The sequence below is a fragment of the Bordetella genomosp. 4 genome (genome assembly GCF_002261185.1).
Lineage (GTDB): Bacteria > Pseudomonadota > Gammaproteobacteria > Burkholderiales > Burkholderiaceae_B > Bordetella_A.
This window is the reverse complement of the sequence record NZ_NEVQ01000003.1, coordinates 39,729-62,031: the sequence shown is the minus strand read 5'-3', so window position 1 is coordinate 62,031 and position 22,303 is coordinate 39,729. Positions and strand designations below refer to the sequence as shown.

The 22,303-nt window shown below is 58.4% G+C and carries 20 protein-coding genes; 6 read left to right on the top strand and 14 right to left on the bottom strand.

What is annotated here, in order from left to right; translation table 11 throughout:
* The first annotated feature begins 27 nt into the window (after positions 1–27).
* From CAL20_RS02710 to CAL20_RS02700, 3 genes are read left to right on the top strand one after another with little or no spacing between them, the layout of a single operon-like run.
* A complete protein-coding gene (locus CAL20_RS02710) occupies positions 28–1,026 on the top strand; it encodes an NrtA/SsuA/CpmA family ABC transporter substrate-binding protein (RefSeq protein WP_094823808.1) in 999 nt (332 codons plus the stop codon).
* A 7-nt stretch (positions 1,027–1,033) separates the two neighbouring features.
* Positions 1,034–2,380, top strand: a complete 1,347-nt coding sequence (locus tag CAL20_RS02705; protein ID WP_176456623.1) for an NtaA/DmoA family FMN-dependent monooxygenase — start codon at positions 1,034–1,036, stop codon at positions 2,378–2,380.
* 13 nt (positions 2,381–2,393) lie between these two features.
* Positions 2,394–3,632 carry an acyl-CoA dehydrogenase family protein gene (locus CAL20_RS02700; RefSeq protein ID WP_254924422.1) on the top strand — a complete coding sequence of 413 codons (1,239 nt, stop codon included), beginning with the start codon at positions 2,394–2,396 and terminating at the stop codon, positions 3,630–3,632.
* A gap of 354 nt (positions 3,633–3,986) precedes the next feature.
* Here the strand turns inward: CAL20_RS02700 and CAL20_RS02695 are convergent, their stop codons facing one another.
* Positions 3,987–4,718 carry an AraC family transcriptional regulator gene (locus CAL20_RS02695; RefSeq protein WP_254924423.1) on the bottom strand — a complete coding sequence of 244 codons (732 nt, stop codon included), beginning with the start codon at positions 4,716–4,718 and terminating at the stop codon, positions 3,987–3,989.
* 350 nt (positions 4,719–5,068) lie between these two features.
* Here CAL20_RS02695 and CAL20_RS02685 point away from each other — a divergent pair, with 350 nt between their 5' ends.
* Entirely contained in the window at positions 5,069–6,001 is a 933-nt protein-coding gene (locus CAL20_RS02685; protein ID WP_094823812.1) for an NmrA family NAD(P)-binding protein, read from the top strand.
* A 196-nt stretch (positions 6,002–6,197) separates the two neighbouring features.
* On the opposite strand, the gene CAL20_RS02680 is transcribed toward CAL20_RS02685, so the two are convergent.
* Complete coding sequence (locus tag CAL20_RS02680; protein ID WP_094823813.1) at positions 6,198–7,109, bottom strand: NmrA/HSCARG family protein; 912 nt, start codon at positions 7,107–7,109, stop codon at positions 6,198–6,200.
* Between the two features lie 101 nt (positions 7,110–7,210).
* Between CAL20_RS02680 and CAL20_RS02675 the strand changes: the two genes are divergently transcribed.
* Positions 7,211–7,663 (top strand): winged helix-turn-helix transcriptional regulator, encoded by a 453-nt coding sequence (locus CAL20_RS02675; protein ID WP_094823814.1) that lies wholly within the window; start codon positions 7,211–7,213, stop codon positions 7,661–7,663.
* 184 nt (positions 7,664–7,847) lie between these two features.
* Here the strand turns inward: CAL20_RS02675 and CAL20_RS02670 are convergent, their stop codons facing one another.
* The 3 genes from CAL20_RS02670 to CAL20_RS02660 form a co-directional block, all read right to left on the bottom strand.
* On the bottom strand, positions 7,848–11,357 hold the full coding sequence (locus CAL20_RS02670) for a hypothetical protein (protein WP_094823815.1): 3,510 nt from the start codon (positions 11,355–11,357) through the stop codon (positions 7,848–7,850).
* Positions 11,358–11,525: 168 nt separating this feature from the next.
* Entirely contained in the window at positions 11,526–11,987 is a 462-nt protein-coding gene (locus CAL20_RS02665) for a hypothetical protein (RefSeq protein ID WP_094823816.1), read from the bottom strand.
* A 121-nt stretch (positions 11,988–12,108) separates the two neighbouring features.
* Positions 12,109–12,900, bottom strand: a complete 792-nt coding sequence (locus CAL20_RS02660) for a transglycosylase SLT domain-containing protein (RefSeq protein WP_094823817.1) — start codon at positions 12,898–12,900, stop codon at positions 12,109–12,111.
* A gap of 375 nt (positions 12,901–13,275) precedes the next feature.
* Between CAL20_RS02660 and CAL20_RS02655 the strand changes: the two genes are divergently transcribed.
* Positions 13,276–14,109 carry a tetratricopeptide repeat protein gene (locus tag CAL20_RS02655; protein WP_176456625.1) on the top strand — a complete coding sequence of 278 codons (834 nt, stop codon included), beginning with the start codon at positions 13,276–13,278 and terminating at the stop codon, positions 14,107–14,109.
* Between the two features lie 440 nt (positions 14,110–14,549).
* Here CAL20_RS02655 and CAL20_RS02645 read toward each other — a convergent pair whose 3' ends face one another.
* The 9 genes from CAL20_RS02645 to CAL20_RS02610 all read right to left on the bottom strand — a co-directional run bounded on the left by CAL20_RS02645 (position 14,550) and on the right by CAL20_RS02610 (position 22,302).
* Complete coding sequence (locus tag CAL20_RS02645; RefSeq protein ID WP_094823820.1) at positions 14,550–15,890, bottom strand: type II and III secretion system protein family protein; 1,341 nt, start codon at positions 15,888–15,890, stop codon at positions 14,550–14,552.
* A gap of 27 nt (positions 15,891–15,917) precedes the next feature.
* Positions 15,918–18,056 carry a flagellar biosynthesis protein FlhA gene (locus tag CAL20_RS02640; RefSeq protein WP_094823821.1) on the bottom strand — a complete coding sequence of 713 codons (2,139 nt, stop codon included), beginning with the start codon at positions 18,054–18,056 and terminating at the stop codon, positions 15,918–15,920.
* On the bottom strand, positions 18,053–18,388 hold the full coding sequence (locus CAL20_RS02635) for a hypothetical protein (protein WP_094823822.1): 336 nt from the start codon (positions 18,386–18,388) through the stop codon (positions 18,053–18,055). The genes CAL20_RS02640 and CAL20_RS02635 overlap by 4 nt, the downstream gene beginning before the upstream one ends.
* Entirely contained in the window at positions 18,372–18,719 is a 348-nt protein-coding gene (locus CAL20_RS02630) for a hypothetical protein (protein WP_141217726.1), read from the bottom strand. The genes CAL20_RS02635 and CAL20_RS02630 overlap by 17 nt, the downstream gene beginning before the upstream one ends.
* Positions 18,720–18,797: 78 nt before the next feature.
* Positions 18,798–19,613 (bottom strand): SctD/MshK family protein, encoded by an 816-nt coding sequence (locus CAL20_RS02625; protein ID WP_256981338.1) that lies wholly within the window; start codon positions 19,611–19,613, stop codon positions 18,798–18,800.
* Between the two features lie 170 nt (positions 19,614–19,783).
* Entirely contained in the window at positions 19,784–19,945 is a 162-nt protein-coding gene (locus CAL20_RS25545; RefSeq protein WP_176456626.1) for a hypothetical protein, read from the bottom strand.
* A gap of 177 nt (positions 19,946–20,122) precedes the next feature.
* Positions 20,123–21,181 (bottom strand): EscU/YscU/HrcU family type III secretion system export apparatus switch protein, encoded by a 1,059-nt coding sequence (locus tag CAL20_RS02620; protein WP_094837119.1) that lies wholly within the window; start codon positions 21,179–21,181, stop codon positions 20,123–20,125.
* Positions 21,182–21,211: 30 nt separating this feature from the next.
* Complete coding sequence (gene sctT, locus CAL20_RS02615) at positions 21,212–22,045, bottom strand: type III secretion system export apparatus subunit SctT (RefSeq protein ID WP_094823826.1); 834 nt, start codon at positions 22,043–22,045, stop codon at positions 21,212–21,214.
* A complete protein-coding gene (locus CAL20_RS02610; RefSeq protein WP_094823827.1) occupies positions 22,033–22,302 on the bottom strand; it encodes an EscS/YscS/HrcS family type III secretion system export apparatus protein in 270 nt (89 codons plus the stop codon). The genes sctT and CAL20_RS02610 overlap by 13 nt, the downstream gene beginning before the upstream one ends.
* Position 22,303 lies beyond the last annotated feature (1 nt).

Below are 22,303 nucleotides of genomic sequence, written 5' to 3'. Positions count from 1 at the left end.
CGGCCAAAAAAACAGGAGCCGCATTTCATGCCCGTACTCAAGACCTCTCTGACCCGCCGCGATCTGCTGAAAATGGGCGCCGCAACGCTGGCCTCAGGATTGATTGTCCCTACGCGAGGACTGGCCGCCCAGGACGCCCGCGATACCGATACTGTCCGCCTGGGCTATGGCCGCGGCGGAATCCCGCTGGTCGCGCGCGAACGTGGAGAACTGGAAAAGCGCCTGAAGGAACAAGACATCAAAGTCGAATGGGTAGGCCCGTTCGCCAACCACGCTCCCTCTCTGCAGGCAGTCGTGGGCGGCAGCGCCGATTTCGGCTTTTGGGGTTCCACCACTCCCGCCTTGGCGGCCATATTGGCCGGCTCGCCGCTGGTGTTCACCTCCTTCAATGTGTATTCGCCCCGATCGACCGCCATCATCGTCAGGACAGACAGCGGCATCAACCATGTGCGCGACCTGGCCGGCAAGCGCGTAGCGGTCAACAAGGCTGGACTCGGCGAGTTCCTGGTCGTCGCCGCGCTGAAAAAATTCAACGTGCCGCGCGAGAAGGTGCAGTTCGTCTACCTGAACCCGCCCGACGCCGGACCCGCGTTCGCCCAGGGCAAGGTCGACGCCTGGTCCATGTGGTCGCCCGGCGTGGACATCTCGCGGGAACAGAACGGCGCCAAGGACATTTTCTTCGAGGGTACCGACCTGGACTTTCTGATCGATTACAGCTCGCTGGTGGTGACTCGCGACTTCGCCACGCGCAACGCCGCCTTGGTGCGCGCCGTGCAGGACGCCTATTACATCGAGGGTCAATGGATCTCCGAACATCCCGTCGAAGCTGAGGCCATTGCCCAACGCGAGGGCAAGTACAACGACGCCGTGCGGGACAAGCTGGTCAGCTACGCCCGCAAAAACAAGTTTTACGAGCCGGATGACGATCACTTTATCGCCCAGTTCCAGCGGGCCGCCGATTGGCTGGCCTCGCACGGCATCATCAAGTCCAACATCAAGGTCGCTGACCACAGTATCAAGGTTTGAACCCACCATGTCTGCAAATCCGATACGACTGGGCGTCAACGTACTGGCCTCTGGCCGCCACGACGCGGCCTGGAAGACCCTGCCTGACGCTGCGACCCTGTCCACCGACATCGACCACTTCGCGGCCATCGCCAAATCCGCCGAACGGGCATTGATAGACGCTATCTTCCTGGCCGACGGCCCGGGCGGCCTGGTGACGGAAAGCCACAGCCGCCCCTGGCGTGCCTTGGACCCCTCCATCCTCGTCGCGGCACTCTCACAGCACACGCAGTATGTAGGCTTGGTCGCCACCACAACCTCGCTGTTCGGCCATCCCCACACCATCGCCCGGCAGATCGCGTCCATCGATCACATCAGCCGGGGCCGCGCAGCGTGGAACATCATCACCTCGCAGAATCCGCCGTCGCTCGGCGCCTTCGGCGTCGACAAAGGCTGGGATCAGGCCGAACGCTACGAGCGCGCCCGCGAATTCGTTGAAATCGTCACAAGCCTGTGGAGCAGTTTGCCGAGACAGGCCATCGAGGCCGACGCGGCCTCACACGTCTACCTGAACCCAGCCAAACTGCGCCCCATCGACTTCCGCGGCCGCCATTTCACGTCACGCGGCGCACTGTCGGTGCCGGAAAGCCCGCAAGGCCGCCCGGTGATCTTTCAGGCCGGCCAATCCGCCGATTCCAAGGCCTTTGGCGCGCGCTACGCCGATGCGCTGTTTACGGGCCAGCGGCTGCTGGCCAGCGCACAAGCGTTCTATGCCGAGACCAAGCGGCTGGCGGCTTCCTTCGGCCGCGATCCCGGCCAGTTGCTCATCATGCCCGGCCTGTTCCCCATCCTGGGCTCCACCGATGACGAGGCGCAGCGCCACAAGCGGGCGCTGGATGATTTGCTGAACACCGAGGCGCTACGCGCCGAACTGGCCCGCCACCTGGCATTAGAACCTGCGGACCTCGCCGACCTTGACGCGCCGTTGCCTCACGCCAAGATAGATGCGAATGAACCCATCGTACCCATTGCCTCGCGCTGGCACCGCAACGAGATGCTCAAGGAAGCGCGCGCCAATGGCTGGAACATCCGCGAACTGATGTTCTCCAACATCACGGGCGGGCATCGCGTCTACACAGGCACACCGGACGGCTTCGCGCGCAACATCATCGAATGGGTGGATGCGCGGGGCGCCGACGGATTCAACCTCAACATCGACGTGCAACCCGCCGGCCTGGATCTGATCGCGGACCATGTGATTCCCGTCCTGCAGCGCGCGGGGCGCTTTCGCCACGAGTACGAAACCCGCACGCTGCGCGGCCACCTGGGCCTGGAGCCCTTTCGTCCCGGCGCTGCCGAGCGCCTCAGCGCCTGAAGGGAGCCGCACCATGCCGCATGAATTCGCCACAGAGACGTCAGGCTATGCCTGGAGCGCCGTCACGCACATGCTGGGATTCGAGCCGCTGTTCGAATCGATCGCCAACGAAGCGGCGCAGCGCGACGTCGAGCGTCGGCTTCCACGGGATCGCGTCGCTGAACTCAAGGCCGCAGGCTTGGGCAGGCTGCGCCTGTCACGCGAACAAGGGGGCGCCGGACTGGCGCTGCCTGATCTTTTCCGGCTCGCGCGCGACCTCGCCTATGCCGACTCCAATATCGCGCACGCTTTCCGCAATCACTTCTATGCGGTAGAAGAAGCCCTGCGCGCGCCCAGCGAGCCCTTGTATGCGCGGCTGCTGCGCGAAGCCGCCGAAGGACGCACATTCGGTCTAGGGTTCGGCAACGCCCCGCCCAAACGCGCCGGCGAAGCACCGTCAGGCGTTACTGGACGCCTGGAATGGCGTGCCGCGCAGGGCTTTTATGTGGGCAGCGGCATCAAACCCTATTCCACCGGCAACCTTTATGCCGACTGGCTCATCGGCCCTGCCCGCGAAAACCGCGAGGACAAACTGGTCCATTACCTCGCCTCAACCAGCGCTCCGGGCGTGGATTTGAACGACGACTGGCCCGGTTTTGGACAGAAGCTCACGGGCTCCGGCAACACGCGGTTCGCCGAGGTACAAATCCAGGCCGGCGATATCTATCCTGTACCCGCCAGGGCAGAGTACAACGGCACCTGGCGCTACACCTTCCACCAGGTGTACCTGACCAACGCCATCGCCGGCATCGCCCGCCGCATCGCGTGCGACGGCGTTCAGCTCATCCACGGACGGCAGCGCAACTTCTATCATGGTCAGGCCGACATGCCACGTGACGAAGCCGTGCTTCAGGCACAGCTTGGCCGCATCGCCGCGCACGCCGGCGCACTGGACGCTGTCATAGAACGCGCGATATTGGCGCTTGCAGCGGCTTTCGACGCCTACGGCAGCGCACAGGCCGACGCACTGGCCCTGGCTGCTACGCTCAAGGCGACCGAGGCCAAGATCGTCGCCGACGACATCGCGCCGCAACTGGCAGGATGGCTGATAGACCTGGGCTCAGGTTCAGTCGTCACCATCGAGGGCGCGCTGGACCGGCATTGGCGCAACATCAAGGTCATTTCGTCGCACAACCCGCGCCTGTACAAAGAGCGTTTTCTCGGCGATCACTTGCTCAACGGCGTCCTGCCGCCCACCGGGGCGTTCTTCTAATCCCCGGTGTCGGACGGCCATCGGCGCCGCCGTAGGCGTTGAGGTAGGCAGTTCCTTGATCACAGCCGACGCGCTTTTCGGCTTCGACCTGCACGCGCCCTATACCGGGACCGCCTGCACGATGCTACTCGAGGAGCGTGATTGGATAGCCGAGCGCCGTTGGGCCAATATTGACAATGAGAACGTGGGGATCTGTGCGCGAGGCGTGTGACAATGAGGTTGTCAGGAAGCGCTTTGGGCGCAGCCATATGCACGGCGATTCCTGCTGGCCCTCTTACTTGGCGAATGTGCGGGGCCGTGCTCGCTCCAGACACGAACTGGATGAAGGCGGCCGGAGATTTGGATAGGACTGCCTCACGCGTACTCCGTTGCCAATGAACGGTCGGCAAAGTAACGCGTTGGTGTGGTCCCGAGGGCCTTCTTGAACATGACTATGAAGGCCGTCGTGGATTCATACCCCAAGTCGCCTGCGACCCGCTGGACGGTCGCACCGCCAGCAAGTTCCCGCAGCGCGATGACGAGATGAAGCTGGCGCCGCCAACGGCCGAAGCTCAATCCAGTCTCGTGGACCATAAGCCTCTTCAGAGATCGCTCGCTGAGGGCAACACGCTCCGCCCATTGGCCGACGGTCCGGCGGTCGCTCGGGTCTGCCAAAAGAGCCGCAGCGATCAAGGCGATCTTTGGATGGTCAGATACGGGCAGCTCCAGCCTCTCCCGCGGCATCAGCGCGAGCTCATCGAGCATGACCCGCATGAGCCGATCGAGATGAGCATCGCGCGCATTACTTTCCGATAGGTCCGCTACCCGGAGTATCATCTCGCGCAGCATCGGCGACACCGCAAGCGTGCAGCACGCATCCGGAAGCATGGCCACACCGGGCTCGACAAACAGATATGCCAGGCGAGCATTGGACGTGACCTGATTGCTATGAGGAACGCCACCCGGTATCCAAACGCCGCAGTCGGGCGGCACGATCCAGACCCTGCTTTCCGCTCTGCAGGTAACCGCGCCATGTAGCGCCAGGACCAGTTGACCCTGCGGGTGTTGGTGCAGCGCCCCCTCGGCTTCATAGTCGGCAAAGTCCACCCTGATTGCCATCGCTGGCCCTCGCGAGAGGCTCAGATTGATCGCGGTACCGCAGGGAGGTCGCTTATTTGCAGCTTGGCCTAATTTCGAGATCATATGGCATTATCGCCAATTTCGTTCGCGACGCAATCCTCCCGGATCGCCCAGAACCCGACTGCGCGATGCCCCATCGCTCGATGGAAAAGGCGACCGGCTTCAGCGTCACTGCTCCCCCCATCTAAGGAGCCGTGCGCGGGGGAGGCCGCTTGTTCGAAGTTTGGCCCAATTTCGAGATCATATGGCATTATTTCCAATTCCGGCCGCGGCGCAATCCTCTAGGATCATGGTTAGACAACTCCAGGAGATTAGCCATGCGTATCGCCGTGGTGGGCGCGACCGGCAGGATCGGCGCCAAACTTACCGAGAACCTCTTGGCCAAAGGCCATTCAGTCAAAGCTCTGTCGAGAGGAGGCCCCGGCCTCGATGCGCTTGTCGCGAAAGGAGCAGAACCGTTCCTCGGCAGCTTCGACACAGGTGCTGGTGAACTTGGTAGGTTCTTCGAAGATGCCGACGCTGCGTTCCTGATGGTCAAAACCATTTGGGATGGGGATCTTCATGGGCACTACCCAGCGGTAGCGCTTCGGTTTTTTGACGCCCTTCGGGATTCCCCGGTGAAATTGGCCGTAAGCCTGACCGGAATGGGGTCCGAGCTCAGCGGAAACACCGGCCATTTCCAGGGCTTCCATATTCTGGATCAGATCCTCAACCGGCTACGCGACATCAACCTGGTGCACCTGCAGGGTGGCTGGTTCATGGAGGACTTATCGAGATGGAGCGACGCGATCGCGCAGCACGACAGGATCGGCTGGACGCTTGATCCCAACGTCAGAGCTCCGTGGGTTGCCATTCGGGACATCGCGGATATCGCAGCGAAGGAGTTCGACACGCCGAGCGACCAGCGCCGATCGGTAAAGCAACTGGGCATCGATTACACGATGGCCGAGATTACCGAGATTATCGGCCGCGCACTCGGCAGAGAGGTGGACTATCGCTTCGTCGATACGAGCGATCGTGAGGTCGAAACGGTATTCCGGGAGAGGTTCGGCACGCTCGATCGCTGGGTCTATGATAAGAACACCGCGGCTGCTCTTAACGATGGGCGCGTGAAATTCCGCGATGATCGTCCCGCGCTGAGCACGACCATGGAAGAATTCATTCAAAAGACCCTCAGACCGCTGATCGAGAACGCGCGAAAGGACGGCGTCAAACCAGAGACCTTCCTAACATGGTGCTCACAGCGATAATTACCGAGGTGGCGAAATCTACTTGAGTATGCCCGCGCGTGCACATGCAGTTAGTAGGCGACCGCGCGGGCAATGAACGTGCCTCTAGCCGTTAAACGGGCTCTACCCCGTAAACGGCGGATAGGCATTCACAGACCCGCTTAATCACATCGTTCCAACCGCACTGAGCCAAGACTTTGCTCGAACTGGGGTCAGATCACCGCAAAGCAATATCGGACTTTGGTGCATTCAGTGCCGCCTGAAAAAGTTCTTTTCCCGGTCCCGAAAGCCATTGCTCCAATGTGAGCATTGGACCGAATACACGCTCTAGCGCAGGGATATCTGCAACACCCGCGACGACGCCGTTATCGACAAGCGCTGTAAGCTTTCTCAAGAAAGCGTTGGTGGCCAGCAGCTCTTCCGGGAACCGCTGATAGCGGATTGGGCGGCCCGCGGCACGGGAGAAGGCCCGCTCCAGATCTTCACCTGTAATGGCTTGCCCGGATAGTTCCAATGACTGTCCCACGTAGCGCTGTGGGTGACACAGGATTTCCGCATTGATGCGGCCAAGATCGTGCAGCGCAATCATCTGCATGGTTTGATTTGGGTGCATGAAGAACGTAAAGACCCCGTCATTAAGCCCCATGCCGGGAAGCATCATCATTTCCATGAAACTGGCTGGGCGGGTGATCGTAGCGGGGATTGGCAGGCTGCGGATGTAATCCTCAATCTCAGACTTGCTGTCGAAATGTCCCATCCCTGTATGGCCTTTTCCGGCTGCGCCTCCCGAGGAATAGACAAGGTGTTCTACGCCCGAAGCGACCGCGCTGTCGGCGATTGCTTTGCCCTGAAAGACCTCCTGTTCATCCGACACCATTCCTGACGGTGAACTGGTTTGCACGCTGTATACGCCTCTTACCCCAACCATTGCCCGATCAATGGAAGCACGATCGAACAGATCGCCAACGACCAGTGAAACACCTTGATTGGCAAGCGCCTTCGCCTTGTCGCTTTGTGGATCACGCACGAAACCTCGCACGGTACGCCCGTTTGCCAGAAGTGCCCGTGCAACGGCCCCACCTTGTTGACCAGTGACTCCGAAAACCAGAAATTCTTCAGTGCCCTTCATGAAAGTTCTCCATCGTAACTGTTGCCAGTTCCCATTTTGAACTATTGTTTCTTCCTCGCAAGACGGCACGTTTTTGGTTCTCAGTTACAGAGAGGTAACGAATGGCGCGCAACTCCACAGAAACAGACACACCACGTGAGGTAAACGGTCGACCTGTCATAGAGACCACGAGCGGGCCGGTTCTTACGCCCTGCGCACCGGGAAGCGTACTCGCTCGATTGGGCGACAAATGGACGATTCTCGTGATCTCGATGCTTTCGCTCTCGCCCGACAGGCCTATGCGGTTCAGCGCTCTAAGGCGCGGCATTCCGGATATTTCTCAACGGATGCTGACACTCACCTTGCGCAATCTCGAGCGTGACGGTCTCGTTGCACGGCATTACTACGCAGAAGTGCCGCCACGGGTTGAGTACGAGCTCACCCCAAGAGGACACTCAATGCTAGAACCGCTTGCCGGGTTTACCAACTGGATACGTAATACGTGGCAGGAGATCGAAGCATCGCGGCGCGCCTATGACGCAGCAGAGCAAGGGAGGCCGAATCCGCAACGGTGAAGCAAAGCGGATTTTCCAACAAAGCACCAAAACACGTGGCGAGCGACGGCCTCGGCTACCGTCCGGTCAGCCACGAATGGCAAAAGCGCGACAACCGCACGCCGGGGCACGTTGTGCCGTTGCCGCGTCAAGCCCTGAAAACTCTTCGTGAAGGCAAAGCCGATCCGTTGAACTCGCGCAAAGATCAAGACAACCCGCCCTGCCCCTCCATATCGGTATTCAGGTTATCGCCATCGCCTTTGTAGTCCTCGTGATTGTCCTCATCCAGACCGAAGGTTGAGGAGAACTGGCCGCGCTCCTCGGCTTTCCTGCCGGCCTCACTATCCCAATAACTCAAGAAGTGATCTACTTCCTCATCGCGGTAATCGAAGATGCTGACGCCGTCCGGAGCATCCCGCTGACCATAGCTGGCCATATAGCTATCCAGGAAGCGGAACTTGTCCAACCCGTCCTCGGTCAAGAGACCCTGATCGTTCAGCTGGATCATGAACTCCTGCATGTCTGTACGGTAACTTCGGATCTGGTCGGTCTTCTTGATGTCGTTAATGATGTCAGGAATAACGGTAGCGATGGATAACACCGCGGAGACAAGGAAGGATGGCGCCGCAGCGGCCTTGACGAACTGCAAGCTCTTGAGCAGCCCCAGCGAGGACGCGACGCCGCCCGCCAGACCAAAGCCGCCGGCCGCGACCTGAAGCGCGCCCTTGGCCGTCGTGGTATCGTCGCCCGACGCCACGCCCTTTTTGATGGTCAGCGCTCCGATGGCGATGTCCGCCGCCCCGGCAAAAGTGTCGGCGCCAGCACTGGCCACCAGCAAATAGGCCGAGGCGCCCTTGTGCAATCCACTGGCCGGCTTACCGTCCGGCCCCTTGACGCCAGGCCGAGTCTGAATCCCCTCTTCAACCGCCTTGATGATCTTATTGCCTTCCTTCTCATCGATCTTGAACTGAGCCATCCGCTTTTCGTAGGTTTCTCGGTTGGTCGAACTCGATAACGCTTTATCCATCGCTTCGTAGAAACCACCGTAGCTGTTGTGTGCTCCGGCGGGCGTGATTCCAGAGGGACTTCTTAGCAGATCGTCCAGCGTCTTGTCCAAACCCAGCAACGAAGGGGCCGGCTTCTTTTTCATTGCGTCGATTTCAGCCTGAGTCTTAACTTCGCGCGTTTCGTCCTCAAGCGGGTTCGGCCCGTCTCCTACTCTCGGCGCATCGCTGGCAACATATTTCTTGTCGATCGCCTCGTTAAACTCCATGACGCTCTTGTTGTGCTCACCGATGATATGGTTACCCAGATCAGCGAAGTGCTTGCCGGCGCCGACGAAGCTGACAAAATCCTTGGCGATAGCCAACCGTTCTTCAGGTGTGTCGGCCAGTGTTCCACCCTTTCCGGCCAGTTGATAAATTCCCGAGGCCAGCGAAACCATGCCACCGAGCGAGCCAATGACGCCAGCCTTGGTCATGGTTTCGAAAAAGGCGCGCGCACCGCCCGCCTCAAGGCCCTTGTATTTGCCGCTGCCGATGATTTTCTCGACATCCTTCGTAGTCACTTCGCCGGAATGCGAATATTTCGCCCCGAGCTCGGCGATTGCCTGCGCAAATTCTTTATTGGTCTTCTTGTCGCCCAGCATGCCTTCTAAGAATTTCTGTGCTTCGGCTGCACGGCGCCCCAGATCAAGCCCTCCCTTCTTGATCAGCGTCAACAGCATCTTGCCTACATCAGAACCGGCAAGGGTCAGGTTTTCCTCACTGATCTTGCTTGGATCAGCCATCAGCGCGTCTAGCTCCATCGTCATGCTGTCGATCTGCATGTTCTGGGCAAACTTGGCCGCGGCTTCCGGGTCGGCTGCCAAAAGTGACGTATACGTCGCGGAGATGTCATCCTCGGCCACTTGCTTCATCTTGGGATCCTTGCTGAGATCCTGGATGTACTTCGCATATTCCGCGCTCTCTGCCATCTCCTTCAGCTCTTGGACAACCTTGTCGCCACCTTCGACCTTACCGAGTGCAGTCTTGCGGGCTGCCGTAATGTCCTTGGCCACCGCCTCGGACTTCATCAGTGTTTCGATCTGTTCATCGACCTTAGCACGGTCGATGATATCTTCCATGTCGCTGCCCGTGACGGCGCGGGTCGTGACACCCTCGCTGATGTTCAGCGTATACATTTGCGCGCCATTATCAACAAACGCGCCAGCCTTCATCGCGTTGTAGAGCTTCGCACGATCATCATCAGCCTTGATCGAGCCGTTATCGATGCCGGCTTTCCAATCGGACATGACCTGTTGCCAGGCGGATTCGGTGACCGTCAGGTTCTTGCCGTCGGCACCTTTGTCTGAGGTCAGCAGCTGTGTGACGTCCTGCTTGTCCATCGGCGGCAGGCCGGCTTCCTCGCGGGCTTTATTGACAGCGTCGATGCGTTCCTTTTCGGCCGCGTCCTCATGCTTGGGAGTGATTTCGTCAGCCATCTTGCCCTTCAAGGCGCCAAAGCCGTATTTACCGAAATCCTGCAGCCGCGCAGCCTCGGTATCGGGCTCCGCTCGGCCTTCGGGATCAAACCCGTTGATCTTGCCGTCGCTTTGCGCGCCAGTCGAGTTCCCGGTGGCATCATAAGTCTCGATATGCTTCAGAACCTGTTCGGCGCGAAAGGCGGCATCGGCATCATTCTCGAAGTCGCCAACCTGTTCCTTCAGCATGTCCCTGACACCGGACTGGTTGCCCAGATTCTTCAGCAACGGATTGTTTTCGATAATGTCCTTGGCGCTGCGCTTGTCCGTTTCGGGACGCTCCCAATGGATGCCTAGCGCTTCGGCCTTGGCGCGCGCGTCTTTGTCATCGGCAGCGTTTCCGCTGTTACGGACCTTGCCCTTCAGGCTTTCGAAACCATATTTGCCAAAGTCTTGCAGACGCCCTGCCTCGGTGCCATGATCTGCCTCGCCACTCTTACGGAAGCCGTTGATTTCGCCGTTCCCGACATCCGTACTGGCAATGCGATTTCCACCCTCATCGTATTGCTCGATGTGTTGTAGCACCTGCACAGCACGGTACGCCGCATTAGGATCGTTTTCGAAATCTCCGACCCGCTCTTTCAGCATCTCCCTGACGTGACTTTGATTGCCAAGGTTCTTCAGCAACGGGTTCTTGTCGATGATTTCCTTGGCGGATCTATCGTCTCCCTCTGGCAGCTCCCATTCGATACCCAGGGCCTCAGCCTGCTCTCGGGCCTTGGGATCCTCGGATGCGCTTTCGATATGCTGCAGTTCACCCTTGAGGTTGCCGAAACCGTATTTACCGAAATCCTGCAGCCGCCCGGCCTCGGTCCCGTGATAAGCCTCTTGATCCTTGGAGAATCCGTTGATCTGGCCATTGCCGACTTCGTCGCCAACCAAACGCTTTCCATCACCATCGAAGCGCTCGATATGTTCCAGTACCTGCACGGCGCGATAAGTCGCGTCGGCATCCACGCCGATCTTGCCGTTCACGCGCTTTTCTAATGACTCGCGCACACCCGCTTGATTACCAAGGTTCTTCAGCAACTCGCTGTCTTCGAGAATTTCCTTCGCCGTACGCTTATCGCCTTCGGGACGCTCCCAACGAATGCCGGCTTCCTTTGCCTGCTGCTTCGCCTCGTTCCAGGCTTCGGTGTTGTGGGGATCAACCGATTTGGGATCCACGGGGGCAGAGGCAGCGACATTGGACATGAGAACGTTCCTGGAAATAAGGGGGTTAACGTAGCTTGCGACAAAAACTAAACCATCTCGATGACACAGCCGTGAAGCATCGCCCAGGCCGCTTTCTGCCAGCAGGTCTTTTCTGCTGCAGACATCACGACAGGACAGCTCCCTGCTTCCCGCCGTACTCTCAGATAGTTACTGTGGACGCTGCTTGCTGGCATCAAGCGAGGCCTTCTTCTCGGTCGTGACCTTGGTCACTTCGGCAGACATCGCGATGGCGCGATCAAAAGCGTCGGTCATTTTGGCCAAAGCCTCTTCCGCGGTACCCGTCATGCCGCCTTCGGCTGCCCATTCGAAATTCCAGACCCCAGACAAACCATCGGCGCCAGGCACGTCATGGGTTTCCACGGCGGTAAAGATGGCCTCGTGACGCACCATATAGGCGGCAGCCGACTGCACATCGTCGGGCACGTTACCGCTCTTGTTATCGGCCAATTCTCTCAATTCCGTGATGTTGATTGCCGACTGGTCCTTACCTTTCAGATAATCGACCAAAATCTGACTGGACTTCGCCGAATCGAGATACTGGTCGAATTGCGACGAAGGCTGGGTCTGAGAGGGCGGAGTGGCACCCGCGTTTGGCATGGCTACTGACATTTGAACTCTCCATACAAAGTTTCAAAAAAATTCGGCCGATCGATATGGCCCTCGAAAATATGTTCGGGATGGCGCAACCAGAAATGGCGGGGAATTGAAATGAATATCCCGCGAATAAAACCTAGTACATCTGGTTTCCGCCAGGGAACCCATCGGGCATGACATTGCCTTGATCAAGGGTCTCGCGATAGAAATTGACCTTCTCTACATAATTCTTCGTACCGAATCCTGTCGTGGAAATGGAGGCATCGCTCATATCAACGGAAAGAGGACCCGAGTTATATGCGCGCAATGCAAAATCCCAATCGCCGAACTGGTCATACATTTCTTTGAGATACATCGCGCCCGCCATGATATTGGAGCGCGCATCAGAACTGTCGCCGGTGATCAAGCCCGGATTCTTCGCCTTCATATCGGCAAACGTTTGCGGATTCAGTTGCATCAAACCGGAATCGGTCATTCCGTTTTCCCCATTGACCGAACCGGCCGACACGACTCCTTTCGACTCGTCCCAGATCACTGCCGCAAGCAGATTCGGCGCAATACCCGTCGCCTCCGACGCCGCAAGAATCTCGTCCCGGAAAGGCTCCAATTGCGGATTTAAATTCGGGCTCAACGCCTTGCTGTTGCCAGGACCTTCCTTCGTAGGCGGTTGCGCCTGATCTGCGGTGCCGTCGCCACCAGGGGCAGTTGCGTCGGGTTGTTCCACCGCATTGTTTTCCTGCGGAGTGTCCGACGGAGAAACACCGGCACCGGGTACCTCTATACCCATCGCCTGCATCGTAATACGCGCGACTTCCAGTTCAGCCTCGAAATGCTTGCGCAAGGCGTCGTCCGTTGTCGCATTGAGACGTGCTGTACGGTCAGCGTAGAAAGCCTGCCATCCGCCAATGGAATCTGTTCCTGCCTGCATATCACTCTCCCAATGAAGCGAGGGATCCCGATATCGTCACTCCATACTCGAGTTAAACCATCAAGTTGAAATGGCAATACCATCTTTTGCCTTGATCCTGCGCGCGCCTTGATCTGTAAACCGTCGCAGCATGGCATTTCCCATAGCCGCTGAACGTCTGATGCATTACCCGCAAATTAGCGTACCCGCATGACGCCACTATGACGCAGATAGTGGATCAAACAAGCCTCATCATGGCTATACAGATACTGCGATAGCCAAGTTTCCATATGACGTGAAAGCCGTGGTCCGCGTGCACCTGTCACGCACACGTCATTGAAAAGTCATCCAATGCATGGTTGGTTTATGCATGGAATAGATAGTATGGGAATACAGATGCTCCGCCTCTTTGCTGCTATACCAGCCGTAGTGCTGATTACGGGCTGCGCCGGCCATCTGTTTGCTGATAAAGCAGATAACCGCCTGACCACACTGGCGACGGAACTCGACCGGAAAGGGGACACGGCATCTGCCATCGCGCTGTACGAACGCGCCGCGATGGCGATGCCAAACAATCCCGATATCCTGCTAGCGTTGGGCCGAGCGTATTTGCGCAATAACGATCCCCAATCGGCCACCACCGCCTTCCAGCAGGCCTACCGCCTGCAGGAAGGAGCCCCCCGGGCCCTGCTCGGGCTAGGCCAAGCCGCTCTCATGGAGGGCAGAGTCAAGCGTGCCAATGATCTCATCGCGCAGGCGGCACCTGCACTAAATACGTTCGGCGCCTACAACTTGCTAGGCATCAGCCGCACCTTGAACGGAGAAATAGATGCCGCCATGTCCGCGTTCCACAGCGCGCAGCAGCTTGCACCAGCCAATCTGGAAATCAAGACCAACGAGGCATTAGCCAACGCGTTGGCTGGACAATCGGCGGTCGCCATCGAGCAAGTATCGGCAGTCACCACATCGCCGTTGGCCGAAACACACCATACGCGGCGGGCGATTCTCATTCTGATGCTGGCCGGGGACGACGAGCAGGCCCTCGCCTTGACACGCGAACTCCCAGAATCCGAACGTGCTTCGCTGATCAGTCGCGCCCAGCACATCCGCGAATTGCCTACCGTTGTCGAAAAGGCGGCCGCCATCGGGATCACAACCTCACTGAGGGCTCCCGGCCCGGCTGGCAGCATATCCTCGCCATCCTCCAAAGACTTACCTGCTGCACAGTGACCCCCATCCGCCTTGAGCATGACTCCGTTTGAGACGAAAAAGCCGGACATTCACCGTGCTAGTTCGAAACGCTGGGTTCAGCGATCTGTTGATCCGGGGCACCATCATCTTGTATTCCCCCCAGGTAACGTTCCACCGCGGCAGCGGCCGGCGCCACAAAAGCCGGCCCCATTTCGCGCCCCTGCAGCAGATCTCTTTTGTCGGCGACCATACCCAACAAATTAAGGGCATTGGCACAACCAGGCGGCAAGAACCCGCCTGGCCTGATACCCACATCCGTCGAACATGCGCGGGGAAGATAGCCGATATCACCCCCGGGGCCAGCCACGCCCGCATATCTCGGCGAATAACCCGTTTCAGACATTGTCGTGCAGCCAAGCATGCTGCTCAATGCAGCGGCGCAAATGACGTTGCGGACACGCCTATTCATCACGTTTCCCTCAGAACACATAGAAGCCGAAATCCAGCGCGTTGCGCCGGACCGCGGCAGCGCTACCGGCAGCCAGAATGGCGGGGTTCTCGCTGGCCGGATCCAGCGGCGTCGCACTAACCTGGCTGGAAACCGGACGCACCAGATAGGGCGTGATCAGAATTACCAATTCTGTCTCATTGCGCTGGAAACGTTTGGATCGGAACAGATTGCCCAGGATAGGGATGTCACCGAGTAAAGGCAGTTGATCGGCATCCGTGGAGCTATCGCGCTGGAACAGGCCTGCAATCGCAAAGGTCTGCCCGCTGGCGACTTCAACTTGCGTGTCGGCTCTTCGCACGCGGAATTCCGGCACGCTTACTCCGGCGATCTCCACGATTCCCGTCCCGGCCAGCGTACTGACCTCGGGCTTGACCTGCAGCGATATTCTATTGTTGGGCAGCAGGGTCGGCGTGAACACCAGCGACACCCCATAGGATTTATATTCAATGCCGACCATATCGCTGGTGACAGGCACCGGCACCGGAATTTCACCTCCGGCCAGGAAGCTCGCCGAACGCCCCGTCACGGTGGTGATGTTCGGCTCTGCCAGGATTTCCAGCACCCCGTTGCTCTGCAAGGCATCGAGGATAAGATCGACATTGGCGCTGCTCGAACTGAATCCGCCGGTCGCTGTGTTGGTAGCACCAGTACTCCCAGACAGCGGACCGCCCGTGATCAGCCCGAAAGAGAACGACCCGGAATTGATCAACGCCTGCCAATTCACGCCGTAGCTCAGTAGTTCTCGGCGCGAGACTTCGGCAAAGCGCACCCGCAAATTGATCTGTTGCAAATCCCCTTGCGTCATCATGTTCACTGCCTTGACGCCTTGGGACGCGTGTCCATCAAGCAGGACATTCTGTTCGACACCTTCGTCCAGGTCATCGACTTCGCCTCTGGCGACGATGCGGCGGCCGCGGACGTCTTCCCGCGCATTTCCTGCCAGCCCGACACCGACCTGCACTCTCGCATCGGCGACCACATTGTGCTGCGCATCCAGGGCCGTCACGCGCGTGGTGCCCACATTCTTGCCAAACAGATACGCGGAGGTGGTGCTGACCATTTCTACATCCGCAATATTTTCGTTCGCGACCATTACTGAGCTGACAGGACGATCGAAACGAATGATCAGCCCATCGTCCTTGCCGACCGTCCAGCGAGTCTGCGCCGCGATCGCCGTAGCGGCGGGCGCCATCGATCCACTGATAAACGCCAGCAAGACCAGCAGCAGTCGAACGGCGTCCAGCGAGCGTTTTCCACACACCGAATTCGCCAGCCCGCTTGTTTTTCTTCTACTGTTCGGAAACGCCATGAAGTCTTCCCTATGCCAATAAAAAGTTCACGCAGCCGCCTTGTCCGCTTCATTCGGAGACGGCGTACCCAAGGCCTCCAGGCGTCCATTCAGACCCAGCATGCCCAGGGGGTGCGACACATAACCGTTTGCCAATTCGGTATACGACATGACGGGGATGTTCACCCCATGTCTGGACAGGTGGTGGTACATATATCGACGCATATCCGCTGCAATCATCAATACCGCCCTGGATGTGCGCCCCGCCACACTCGGCACCGCCTGCAAGCCCTCGATCAGACGGGAACTCAGGCCTGCCGACAGCATGCCGCCACGTCCTTCCTTGGACGAAAGCTCCCGACGGATCTCTTGTTCCAGGTCTCGCGAAAAAACGTAGACGGCAATCGTGCGATGCACATCCGCATACTGATGACAGATGTGGCGAGACAAGGCAGCCCGGATGCTTTCAACCTGTGCAGGCAAGGAATTGCCTTCCCCCGTCCTCGCCAGCACCTCCAGAACTGCCCTGAGGTTGCCGATGCACACCCGCTCTTCCAGCAGACGTCTGAATATCTCTGCCATCCGCTGCAAAGGCACGGCTTGCGTAGCCTGTCGAACCAACTCCGGAAAGCTCTGCTCCAGTTCTCCCAGCAATTGCCGTGTCTCTTGTATGCCGAGAAACTCTGGCGCATGCTGAAGCTGGATGGCCAACAGATACTCTGCCAGCGCTTCTTCCGGTGTCAGACACACACCGCCGAGTTTCTCGATTTCCTGCGTGTATTGATGCGGTATCCAAACAGCCGGCTGGCCTTCGATGCTGACCGTTTCCCGCGGTTCGACGCCCAGCACCTCCAGCATCGGCAAATTGCCACGGGCAAACACGCATCCCGGATGCACTGCGCCGCCCGCCACCGGCACCCCATCCAGGTACACACTGAACAGGGGGTCGGGCAACAAATCATCGAGTTTGAAACCGATTGGCTGAAACGGTATCCCCAAGGCAATCTCGGCACGAATCCGGGCATCTTCGAGTGCCAGCTGTACTGGCTGCAGGCCGAGGGCCGTCGCCAATTCGGGACCGACACGCAACGTCACGCGTCCCGACGGAGGATCAACCCAGTCAGACAACATATGGACTGCGCTGACTTGAACAGCACCGACATCGCCTTGCCCTTCCTCAGCCGCCTCATCGCTATCCACCTCAACGGCAGCAGCCTCGCGCCGTCGGGCCATATACGCCGCGCCGCCCAACAGGACGGCAATACCAAGAAACGTATGCATGGGAAAGCCTGGCACCAGCGACAAAAGCACGAGCACACCAGCGCACAAGGCCATCACCTTCGATTGCGCACCCAATTGACCGATGATTTCCGCACCCAAGTCGACATTCTGACCCGAGTTGACACGCGTGACGACAATCCCGGCAGCTACCGCAGTCATCAGCGCGGGAAGTTGCGCAATCAGGCCATCACCCACCGACAGCAGCGAATACGTATGCACCGCATCCGAGAATGACAGGCCGTGGCGGACAGTACCGATAATGATGCCGCCCATCAGATTGACACAAAGAATAATAAGACTGGCAATCGCATCGCCCTTGACGAATTTCATGGCGCCATCCATGGCGCCGAACAACTGGCTCTCGCGCTCCAGGCTCTGGCGACGCAACTTGGCTTCGTCCTTGTTGATGTCGCCATTGCGCAGATCCGCATCGATACTCATCTGCTTGCCCGGCATGGCGTCGAGACTAAAGCGCGCGCCTACTTCAGCGACGCGCTCTGCTCCTTTGGTGATCACGATGAATTGCGCTGCCGTGATGATGAGAAAGATCACCAGGCCAACGACCACATCACCAGCAATCACGTACTCGCCAAACGCAGCGACGATCTCGCCAGCATCCGCATCGCGGAGAATGAGGCGCGTGGTGGTGATGGACAGCGACAGGCGAAACAGGGTGCTCAACAGAATGATGGGAGGCAATGCGGAAAAGTCGGCTGCCCGAGAACTGTAGAATGCCACGATCAAGACCAGCACCGTAAATGCGATGCTGAAGCTGACCATGACATCTACTAGAAAGAGCGGAATGGGGATGATCATCATCACCACCACCAGCAGCAGGAAGGACGCGACGACGATGTCGCTGCGGCCCGCCGCCATCCGGACGATGCGATTCAGCAGGTCTTTCACGCGTTCGCCTCCGGCCCGCGGTCGTACCGGGCCAGCAATTCCGTAGCCGTATCAAACTGGCCCAAAGCCAGGTGCGCGTCGATTCGCAGCAAGGCCAGGTCGGATGCCGGCACACCCAGTGCCTCCATTTTGTTGGTCACGGTCAGTGCACGTGTGCCATCGCCCGCCATAGCGAACAACTCGGCCAAGCCATGTAATACCCCGATATCGACGGGCTGCATGTGATGGGCAACTAATTGATACACCAGACCTCGGCTCACATGTCCATTGAGCGCAAGCAACCGCGCCCGGCGGCACAGCCATTGCGCACTGAGGCTATCCCAGTCTTCCATCCGGTTCGGCCTCCGGTTCGCCTTCTTCGAGTTCTTCTTCGCCGGCCAGGCCGGCACCCAGGACCCGCAAATGATGATTCATGTCTTCAGACAGCAACGATGCCGCTGCAAGACGCACTTCAGCCGGCAGATCAAGCGCCGGCAGCACGCTGTCAAGTAGATGCTGCAAAATCGTGACGTTTCCCACCGTATCCGATAATTGATCGTCGATAGGCGGCGCGGCGTTTGCCTGTTCAGTTCGGTCAACAAGCCGACGACGGCTGCTCGAGGCTCGCCTGAGCGCCGGTTCGGGCCGCCTTTCCTGAGAAGAGAAGGGCGAAGCCTCGGCCAATCGCCGCAGCCCCTGCATCTCGCGCGCACGCCAGAGATCAACATCTGATCGAGTGATCCGCATTATTCCAGCATCCCCTCACAGTCCGAAAATATGCTCTTGGCCACCGCGAACCAGGACTATTCGCCCTTTGTCTATGCTCTTCAACATCCAGCCTTCATTGAGCATGGTTCCCTGGTAATGGCGTTCACCTTCGGCATCGACGATATAGGGGTGCGTTCCTAACCAGACGGCCGTAATGGCGACTTTGGGGACTTCCACGTCGACCATCTTTGATCTGAGTAGATAGCTTGATCCATAACGCAGATCGAACCATTCCTGCACGGCCCGCCATCGCGCTTTGCTGTGGTCCGGCAGTACACCTCGCACCTCGGCCACGACACCATCAACCTGGACCACCATGTCCTGCAAGCCCGCTACCTGCAAGCGTGACTGCAACGCCCGCTGGACTTCTTGCGCCGTCGGCTTCGGCAGACGCACATGCGCAGTATCGGGCTTTGGGCCGACCTGGGCATTCTTTGCCGCGCCCGACTCTGGCAGTAGCAGGTAGCCCCCCATTATCCCCAGGCAAACCAGCCCCACTAGCCAGGCATTCAGGTGCAGGCCATGCCGCCCCGCCTCACTCACCTCACTGCCGATCCGAAACTGCACGCTTCCTATGGCAAAGCGGCACGGCAAACGACTTTCTGCAATATGCCCCATTGGCAGTTTACGCACACCGTCTATCAGTACCGATTCCGCATAAGATTGCAGCCTGACGCAGCCGTTGCAGACCTCGACTGTCATATGGCACGGAGCAATTCCCTCATCCCGCACGACAAGATCGCCATCGAGATCGGCCCCGAGACGATATGTGACATGTTCCTGGAGACGCGTCCTGGCTCCTGCATGCATGCCGCTGGCTATATGCAGCGCAAGTGATTCGCTGCGCTCATCCATACAATCGACACCATCCGGGATCGATACCGGCCAGCAGACATATTGTCACTAAATTGCGCATGGCGGATACATAAAAAACAGAAAAGGGCCGGAAGCGTTCCCGGCCCTGCCACCGAAAACCGCTATTAGTTAGGACGTTGCTTGCTGGCGTCCAACTCCGCCTTTTTTTCCGTGGTGATTTCGGTAACCTTGGCCGACATTTCGATCGCGCGATCGAAAGCCGCTTCCATTTTGGCCAAACCGGCTTCGGCGCCGCCACCAGTCGTGGTAGGAGAAACGTTGCTCATAATTGACTCCAAAAAATATGAAATTGAACACTCGAAAAATAGAGAGCTCATCAGATGCCCCTGCGAGCAAATCCATTCTGCTTGGCCGAAATGACTACGGCATTACACTTTCACAGCATTACAAACATGCTGGCGGTTGCAATAACATGGCCGCCGTGTGGCCCGGGTGCGCCATCGTCATATCAGGCCCACTTTGACAAGCACTTCCGCCACTCGGCCAAAATGGCGTTCCTGCAGCGGCTCCCCCAGTGCGCATTGGCGCGCCACCTCGCCGGCGAGGTTTGGGTCGTACACGTGCGGCGTGCTCTTCTCATGGCGCTGCGCCCATGCCTGGGGCGCTTTGTCCGGAGGGACCACGTGCACCACCACAGGCACCTTGGTTTCGCCACGGACATACCGTATACCGACGATCCAGCCCTTCTCGCTCCCGATCATTACAGAGGCCATATGCTCGCCCCGGGCCGATGAAGTTGCTTGCATGGCCACACGCTGCCGGTGTCTTTCCTTGCGGATTTCTGGCGACCCATCCATATCCTTGCGTTCGCGTTTCACTTCGCTATGCGACATGCGCATATCGCGCGCAAACAGCCATTTCTGAAGCAGCAGATCGAGTATTCCGGTACCCAGAAATGCCAGAATCGCGGTAAGTGCAATGGGGATGAATAAATGATTGAACGATGCCAGCAGACAATCGACGCCACAGGACGGAGCACCGAACAGAAAAGGCAGGCTTGTTTTATACGCGATGAAAAATGCCACGCTCAAAGCCGCCACTTTCAACAGCGCCTTTAGAAACTCCACGACGTTTCTCAGACTGAATAATCGTTTGAACCCGCTGATCGGGTCGACTCTCTTGATATCCGGTTTGACAGGTTCTGTCGAAAAGACGATTCCCTTGCTAATCAGGACGTTCCCGATGAAGACAACGAGCACGATGAGCACAAACAGCGGAAAAGTCGTAGACATCAGCGCGTCCAACGCCTCCACCACGATAGCACCCCAGACTTCGGAGAACTTCATATCGGGCGCCTCAAGTGCCAGAGCCACTCTGTCGAACAAAGCTATCGCTCGGACCGCCATGGTATGAGCCGACAGGCCCAGATAGACCGTCGATGCCAGCACGACCAGCGCCGTAATCATGTCCTGGCTTTTCGCCACCTGCCCCTTTTGCCTGGCATCGCGCAGTTTCTTGTCTGAGCCTGGTTCGGTCTTTTCTTCGCTCGATTCATTGCTCATCTTGAGCCTCCCGCACCCATGCTTATCGCCTTATCTGCGCATCTTGCCTACCCAATCGGACACGCCTTGGGCCGACTCCACCAGACTCGCCATATCGGGCAACAGCACCGCCATGTAAAGGACGAGCAATATGGCGAACAGCAAGTTCTTCACCGGCAGAGACAAATCGAAAACGTGCAAGCTGGGCGCCATGCGCGACAGATATGCCATCATCAAGTCTGAAACCAGAATGGCTATCATCAACGGGGCAATCATCATGACCGCCAGTCTCAGCACGTTATCCAACAAGCCAAGCATTGCCGGTCCCAAGCCGTCCATGACGGGGAAAAACCCGCCGACCGGCCAGATCGAGTAACTGGTATACAACCCCTGCAGCATGAAGAACAGTCCACCTGCCAGGAAAAACATGGCCACCATGACGACGCTCAGTAAGGTGGCGGTCACGCCAGACTCCGTGGCGGATAACGGATCGATCAACTGCGCCATCGTCGAACCCCGCTGCAGATCGATCAATTCGCCCGCAGCCTCGGCGGCCCAGATAGGCACGCCATAGACTGCGCCCAGCACCATGCCCACCAGCATCTCTATCACCAACGCACCTATCAGGCGATGACCGGCATGGGAATAACCGTCCATGACTTCCGGCAGCAACATGGGCACCGCCGGCGCCGCAAATACCAACGCGATCATAGTGCGAAGCATGCCTGTAATGCCCAGGCGGTTGAACACCGGAGAAATCATTACCAGCCCCAGGCAACGCGCCATAGCAAGCGATGTGGCCGTGATCGCCGGATACGCAGCACCCAGCCATAACAACGCCCCTTGCCACCATAGATCCGTCGAAGCGCCCGCTATCGTGTCCATAGGGGAAATCCGGCCAGCAACAGATCTGCCAGTTCTGACACTTGCCCCGCCAGCAATGGCAGACCGAAGATCAGCGAGAACAACACCGCCACCAGTTTCACTGCCTGCGGCAGGGTCTGATCCTGGATCTGCGTCAGGGCCTGCAGCAGCCCCACACCCAGACCAATGACGATCGCAATCAACAAAGCCGGCGCCGAGATGATCAGAACCGTCATCAGCGCCTTGTTCATCAGTGAAATAATCAGCGTCTGATCCATC